Below are 6,536 nucleotides of genomic sequence, written 5' to 3' on the forward strand. Positions count from 1 at the left end.
GTGTAAAATGAGGCATTCAAAAAAGCCAGGAAGCTCCCATGTCGACAATGCTAGAAGTGGCACAAAAAGCCGGCGTCTCAAAAGCCACTGTTTCACGCGTTTTATCCGGCAAGGGATACGTCAGCGAAGCCACAAAAGAGCAGGTCTATAAAGCCATCGAAGAAGCGGGATACCGGCCCAATTTGCTGGCGCGAAATCTGGCGACGAATAAGTCAGAATGTATTGGTTTAGTGGTCACCAACACGCTTTATAACGGCAGTTATTTCAGTGAAATACTTTCGCAGGCAGCGAAGAAATTAGAAGACAATGGCCGTCAGCTTATTCTGGTGGATGGTAAACACAGTGCGCAGGAAGAACGCGAAGCGATTCAGTTCTTGCTCGATTTACGCTGTGATGCGGTAATTATTTATCCACGCTTTTTGACCATTGATGAAATGGACGACATTATTGATCAGCATAAACAGCCGATTATGGTAGTGAACCGAAAACTCAGAAAACACCAGAGCCACTGTATTTGTTGTGACCATAAAGGCTCCAGTTTGATGGCGACAAAATACCTTATTGAACGCGGGCATCGTGATATTGCTTTTATTACCGGCGCAATGGATTCCCCTACCGCTATCGAGCGCTTAGCGGGCTATAAAGAAGCTTTGAATCAATATGATATTGCTGTAAACGAAGAGTTGATTGCCCACGGAAAATGGACGCCAGCCAGCGGTGTTTCTGCGGTAGAAGCATTGCTTGCACGCAAACATAAGATCAGCGCGATTCTTGCCAGTAATGATGAAATGGCGGTCGGAGCCATGAAAAAATTAAACGATATGGAAATTTCTGTTCCACAGGATATATCGATTATTGGCTTCGATAATATTCCGACTGCACCTTATCTTTCTCCGGCGTTAACCAGTATCAAAGATCCGGTGAGCGATATGATCAGTGAAGTCATCAACCGCTTAATATCCATGTTGGATGGCGGATATTTATCGAAAGATAATGTGTTTACGTCGGATTTGTTAGCCAGAAATTCGGTGATTGATGGGCCATATAAAGGTTAATAAAACGGCGCATTAGCGCCGTTTCAATAAAAATCAACTCGCGACTTTCACAATCAACTTGCCGAAGTTCTTACCGCTCAACAGACCGCGAAACGCTTCTACGCTCTTCTCCAGGCCATCAACCACATCTTCGCGGTACTGAATTTTCCCTTCAGCCAGCCATTGGCTCATCTGCTGATAGAATTCTGGATAACGATCGGCGTAATCCTGGGAAATAATAAACCCTTGTACGCGCATGCGTTTTTTCAGAATGGTGCTCATCAACAACGGTAATCTGTCCTGCTCGAATGCGCTGTTCATGCCGTTGTACTGGCTGATAACACCGCACACCGGAATACGCGCTTTGGTATTGAGCAGAGGCAAAACGGCGTCAAACACTGCACCACCGACATTCTCAAAATAAACATCAATCCCTTTGTTGCAGGCTTTTTTAAGCTGTTCGGCAAAGTCTGGTGCTTTGTGGTCAATACAGACATCGAATTTTAAAGTATCGGTGACGTGACGGCACTTCTCCGCGCCACCCGCAATACCCACCACTCTTGCACCCAGTAATTTCGCCACCTGGCCAACAACCGAACCTACCGCGCCGCTGGCGGCGGCTACGACTACCGTTTCACCTTCTTTTGGCTGACCAATATCGGTCAAGCCCATATAGCCGGTAAAACCGGGCATGCCGAGTAAACCGAGCGCATACGACGGGTGCGACATATTGGCGTCGAGTTTTTGCAAACCTTCGCCATTAGAGAGCGCGTAATCCTGCCAGCCGGTATAAGCCAACACCAGGTCACCCGCTTTGTAATCCGCATGTGCAGATTGTTCGACCCGGCAAACGGTACCTGCACCAATCACATCGCCAATGGCTAATGGGGCAGAATAGGATTCCGTATCATCCATACGCCCGCGCATATACGGGTCGAGTGACAGATAGATTGTCCGTAGCAGCAACTGGCCTGCGGCTGGTTGTGGGACGGGTGCTTCTTCGAGGCGAATATCTTGATCGGTTGGCATACCTTGTGGACGCTGCTTAAGCACAAAGCGGCGGTTAATCTGGGACGACTGAGTCATAACGCTCTCCATAGGTTAGGGTCGTGAATAAACGGTCAATCTGTCCCAGCCTAGCTAATAATTGCTGAGTGTGGCATGAAAAAAGTGCCTTTAAGCATTCGTTTGAAAGGCTGGATGGCGCTAACGCTTCTCCAGCCACTGTTGAATCAATGCAGAACCGTTACCGCATCTTCCAGCCGTGCGGCGCGGTGTTTTACCATCGCCGAGACTTCGGCACTTTCTTCGACCAGTGCCGCATTTTTCTGTGTGATGGCATCCAGTTCCGCCACCGCGCGGGTTAAATCAGACAGCCCTTGCGCTTGCTCCGATGTCGCGTGGCTAATTTGCCCTAAAAGCTGCGTCACATTACGCACCTGCGCCACGATGTCATTCATGGTACGCCCCGCTTCGTGCACCTGAATAGTACCTGATTGCACTTTGCTGGCGCTGGCATCGATAAGCTTGCGGATGTCGTTTGCCGCCGTCGCACTACGCTGTGCCAGGTTACGCACTTCACCCGCCACTACCGCAAACCCTTTGCCCTGCTCGCCAGCACGGGCGGCTTCCACGGCAGCGTTGAGCGCCAGAATATTAGTTTGGAAAGCAATATCGTTGATAAGACTAGTAATGGAGCCGATACGCTGCGTACTGTCGGCAATATCATCCATCGTCGTTACCACGGTTTCCATTGCCTTACCGCCATGTGCTGCGGCATCGCTCGCAGAGCTGGAAAGCTTATCGGCAGCGGCGGCAGTTTCAGAGTTGTTCTGTACTGAAACCGCCATCTGGCTCATGGTAGTGACCGTTTGCTGCACGTTAACCACCGACTGGCGCGTGCGTGCGTTGAGTTCGACATTACCCTGCGCCAGAGTTTCACTGCCGCTGCGCACGTTTTCGACCTGATGACTGACATCATGAATCAGCCAGCGGCACATCAACCCGAGCTGGCCTATGGCGCGTAACGTCATGCCGATTTCATCGGTTCGTGCCAGATGCTGCACACATTGCTGGTTGCCCGTCGCCACCTCCAGCGCCTGGCGGGCGACATTTTCTAACGGGCGTGCAATTTGCCACTCCAGCAACGCGCAGGCCAACACACTTGCCACAGCACTGACTACCAGCGGCAACGCACCTTGTTCCGTCACAACGAGTGCGGCCATCATCGATAAAAATACGCTGCTGATAATCAGGCGAATGCGGGCTCTTAGTGGTAAAGCGGGCAATTTCCCCAACATACTTTTGCGCAACACCAGTCCTTTAAACAGACGGCGTTTACAGCGCCCTTCTTTCAGCGCCTTGTACAGCGGTTCGACGGCAGCAATTTCTTCCGGCCGTACTTTGGTGCGAATCGACATATATCCGGTGGTTTTACCGTTGCGCACCACCGGCACTACATTGGCGCGAACCCAGTAGTGATCACCATTTTTACGCCTATTTTTAACAATTCCTGTCCACGGCTCGCCCTGTTTCAGGGTGAACCACATATCAGCAAAAGCGGCTTTTGGCATATCAGGGTGGCGCACCAGGTTATGTGGCTGTCCGGTAAGTTCGTTAAGTTGGTAACCGCTCACTTTCACGAACGCATCATTCGCATGGGTGATTACGCTTTTTAAATCGGTCGTGGACATCAAAGTCGTATCGTCATCAAGCAGGTATTCGTGCTGTGTAATAGCCGCGCGCGCAGTCATAGCAACTCCCTTGAATAGGTTAGCTAATTGTTAATTTTTTTCATCGTGTTGTTATTTCGGCGCTGCAAAGATTTCCTTTAGCGGTTAAACTTGATGGCGATCACACTTTTTTAACTAAGCCATATTTTTTATAATGTTTTTAGAAGAGAGCCACATTTTCCAATAATTTCATAAAGTTATTAGTTGGCTTTTGCATAGTGACGCTGAGTGCAGGAGTTTTAACCTTCAATTTGCGATCGGCCCACTACACTTAGACTGGGAGACGCTTTTGCTCCCGCAAGGAAAAAGAGGAAAATAATGTTAAAAAGGAAAAAGAAAGTCAGACCTATCAAGGTCAGTGACGTCACCATCATCGACGACAGCCGCCTGAAAAAAGCGATTACTGCCGCTTCTTTGGGCAACGCGATGGAATGGTTTGATTTCGGCGTTTATGGCTTTGTGGCCTATGCCCTCGGTAAAGTTTTCTTCCCGGATGCCAGCCCAAGCGTGCAGATGATTGCAGCACTGGGTACTTTCTCTGTTCCGTTCCTGATTCGCCCGCTAGGCGGCCTGTTCTTCGGCATGCTGGGTGATAAGTACGGACGCCAGAAAATACTGTCCATCACTATCATCATTATGTCATTGAGTACCTTCTGTATTGGCCTGATCCCGTCGTACGCGACCATTGGTATCTGGGCGCCAATCCTGTTGTTACTTGCGAAAATGGCGCAAGGGTTCTCAGTGGGCGGCGAATACACCGGGGCATCCATCTTTGTGGCGGAATACTCGCCCGACCGTAAACGTGGCTTTATGGGCAGTTGGCTGGACTTCGGTTCGATTGCCGGTTTTGTCTGTGGTGCGGGTGTCGTGGTCCTGATTACCGCGATTGTCGGCGAAGCTAACTTCCTCGAATGGGGCTGGCGTTTACCGTTCTTCCTGGCACTGCCATTAGGGATTATCGGCCTGTATCTGCGCCATGCGCTTGAAGAGACACCGGCGTTCCAGCAGCACATTGAAAAGCTGGAACAAGGCGATAAAGAAGGCCTGGCGGAAGGGCCAAAAATCTCCTTCAAAGAGATTGCCACTAAGCACTGGCGCAGTCTGTTGACCTGTATCGGTATCGTTATTTCTACCAACGTGACCTATTACATGTTGCTGACGTATATGCCGAGTTACCTGTCCCATAACCTGCATTATTCTGAAGAGCATGGCGTGCTGATCATCATCGCCATTATGATCGGTATGCTGTTTGTGCAGCCGATGATTGGCCTGCTGAGTGACCGTTATGGACGCCGTCCGTTTATCGTCTTTGGTAGCGTGGCATTGCTGATACTGGCGATTCCTGCATTTGTCTTGATTAACAGTAATGTGCTGGGTCTGATATTCGCCGGGCTGCTCATTCTGGCGGTGATCCTCAACTCCTTCACTGGCGTCATGGCATCGACACTGCCTGCGATGTTCCCAACCCATATTCGCTACAGTGCGCTGGCAAGTGCCTTTAATATTTCAGTGCTGGTTGCGGGTATTACGCCAACGGTTGCCGCATGGTTAGTCGAAACAACCAACAACCTGATGATGCCTGCCTATTATCTGATGGTGGTTGCGGTGATTGGCCTGGTGACCGGCCTGACTATGAAAGAGACCGCGAATAAGCCGCTTAAAGGGGCAACGCCTGCGGCGTCTGATATTGCGGAAGCGCGTGAAATTGTTCAGGAACATCACGACAACATCGAGCACAAAATCGAAGATTTGGACCGTGAAATCGAAGCGCTTCAGGAAAAACGCACACTGCTGGTTCAGCAGCATCCGCGTATTAATGAATAACTTCTGTTTGTGATAAAACGCCGGGTGAATACCGGCGTTTTTTTTAACTGATAGTCAGCATTTCGCTATCTGTCATCGCCATAATGCAACGGTTGCGCCCGGTGTTTTTACCGTAATACATCGCTTTATCCGCGCGGCCAATGGTCTGATGCAAGGTGTCAGTTTCCAGGACTTTTGCCAACCCACCGGTTGCCGTGACAGTGATCTTATCGTCACCCACAAGGAAACTATGCTGTTGTAAGTATTGCTGTATACGCTGCGCTGCGGTCTGTGCATCCCGGTCGTTTTTCGCATCAAGTAAAATAATGAACTCTTCACCACCAAAACGATAAATTCGCTCGGCTTTGCGCGTCGCCTCTTTTAGCGCCAACGCGACATTGCGCAATACATCATCACCAGCATTATGGCCCCATGTATCGTTTATCGACTTAAAATGATCAATATCGATAATTAATAGATACAAATGATGATTCATACGTTGGCACTGCGCACGAACTAATGGGAACTCCCGATATAATAAATGGCGCAGCGGTAACCCGGTTAATGCATCATGCAAATTCCGCCAGGAAAAGAGATGTTCCTTATATTGATCCAAGTTATGAATAAATTCCTGCTGGGCTTTTTGATACTTCATCAGTAATGAATCAGTCACATGTTGATGAACAATGGACTGCATCAATTCGCGGGCAACATTGTGCATGTGGGTGTGATTTTTATCGATGGTGATGACCATCTCTTTATCTAAAGCTTCACCATTCATACGCAATGATAGCCAACGACTGAAGCGGCAGTGCTGAGCCGAGTTGGGGTCGAGAATATCGCCATCAACTTCCCCACCCAGCAGACTCAAACGAAGGAATTTTCCGGCCCAATCATAATGATCATTTATCGCCAAATTTAATTCAGTTATTGAATAATCAAGGTCATTTATATACATATTCAAACC

5 protein-coding genes are annotated in these 6,536 nt (G+C 49.1%); 2 read left to right on the top strand and 3 right to left on the bottom strand.

The features are described 5' to 3' along the window. The first annotated feature begins 38 nt into the window (after positions 1–38). A complete protein-coding gene (locus MES37_RS22700) occupies positions 39–1,055 on the top strand; it encodes a LacI family DNA-binding transcriptional regulator (RefSeq protein WP_064543291.1) in 1,017 nt (338 codons plus the stop codon). A 33-nt stretch (positions 1,056–1,088) separates the two neighbouring features. Here MES37_RS22700 and MES37_RS22705 read toward each other — a convergent pair whose 3' ends face one another. Together MES37_RS22705 and MES37_RS22710 are read right to left on the bottom strand one after the other, a co-directional pair. Continuing rightward, on the bottom strand, positions 1,089–2,120 hold the full coding sequence (locus MES37_RS22705) for an NADP-dependent oxidoreductase (RefSeq protein WP_237932691.1): 1,032 nt from the start codon (positions 2,118–2,120) through the stop codon (positions 1,089–1,091). A 146-nt stretch (positions 2,121–2,266) separates the two neighbouring features. Beyond that, entirely contained in the window at positions 2,267–3,787 is a 1,521-nt protein-coding gene (locus MES37_RS22710) for a methyl-accepting chemotaxis protein (RefSeq protein ID WP_237932692.1), read from the bottom strand. Between the two features lie 297 nt (positions 3,788–4,084). Between MES37_RS22710 and proP the strand changes: the two genes are divergently transcribed. Next, positions 4,085–5,590: a glycine betaine/L-proline transporter ProP gene (gene proP, locus MES37_RS22715; RefSeq protein ID WP_064543287.1), complete on the top strand. Its 1,506-nt coding sequence runs from the start codon at positions 4,085–4,087 to the stop codon at positions 5,588–5,590. Positions 5,591–5,633: 43 nt separating this feature from the next. Here proP and MES37_RS22720 read toward each other — a convergent pair. Next, a partial coding sequence (locus tag MES37_RS22720; protein ID WP_237932693.1) for a diguanylate cyclase occupies positions 5,634–6,536 on the bottom strand: 903 nt, incomplete at its 5' end.

The organism is Buttiauxella sp. S19-1, from assembly GCF_022134725.1.
GTDB classification, from domain to species: Bacteria; Pseudomonadota; Gammaproteobacteria; order Enterobacterales; family Enterobacteriaceae; genus Buttiauxella; species Buttiauxella ferragutiae.

Bases quoted from the DNA above. Each gene is read 5' to 3' on its own strand.
- MES37_RS22700 (WP_064543291.1), top strand. From the start codon at position 39: ATGTCGACAATGCTAGAAGTGGCACAAAAAGCCGGCGTCTCAAAAGCC.
- MES37_RS22705 (WP_237932691.1), bottom strand. From the start codon at position 2,120: ATGACTCAGTCGTCCCAGATTAACCGCCGCTTTGTGCTTAAGCAGCGT.
- MES37_RS22710 (WP_237932692.1), bottom strand. From the start codon at position 3,787: ATGACTGCGCGCGCGGCTATTACACAGCACGAATACCTGCTTGATGAC.
- proP (WP_064543287.1), top strand. From the start codon at position 4,085: ATGTTAAAAAGGAAAAAGAAAGTCAGACCTATCAAGGTCAGTGACGTC.